The 377-nt window shown below is 65.8% G+C and carries 1 protein-coding gene; it reads right to left on the bottom strand.

Annotated features, from left to right (window positions below):
• Positions 1 to 321, bottom strand: a 321-nt coding sequence (locus JHD07_RS05460) for a hydantoinase B/oxoprolinase family protein (RefSeq protein ID WP_291619771.1), incomplete at its 3' end; no start/stop codon positions are given.
• Positions 322 to 377: the final 56 nt, after the last annotated feature.

Here is a 377-nt window from a genome sequence, read left to right as displayed (position 1 = left end):
GGCCGCCGGCATCACCGGATTGACCAGGCTACCGGGTGGAAGCTTCAGCGTCAGTGGCGCAAGGCAGCCGGCATTGTTGGGGGCGTCCGGTGCCAGCGTGCGCATGAAGAACAGAGCCGCCGACAGCATCGCCGCCGGCGATGCATTGAGCGGGCCCCTCACCTGTGGCGCGGTCCCCTCGAAGTCGACGACCAGTGTATCATCCTGCTTTCGCAAGCTCACCACGATGGAAACCGGGTCGGTGTCGATGCCGTCGCCGTCGAGTTGATCGCGCCAGGTCCATTCGCCGTCGGGCGCGGCAGCAAGGGCGGCGCGGGTCATGCATTCGGTCTGCGTAATCAAGGCATCGCAGACGTCGGCAAAACGAGGTCCGGTGT

It is taken from the genome of Bradyrhizobium sp. (genome assembly GCF_016462955.1).
In the GTDB taxonomy this organism is placed as follows: domain Bacteria; phylum Pseudomonadota; class Alphaproteobacteria; order Rhizobiales; family Xanthobacteraceae; genus Bradyrhizobium.
Note: the sequence above shows the minus strand (reverse complement) of the source record. Positions and strands in the feature narration are given on the sequence as shown.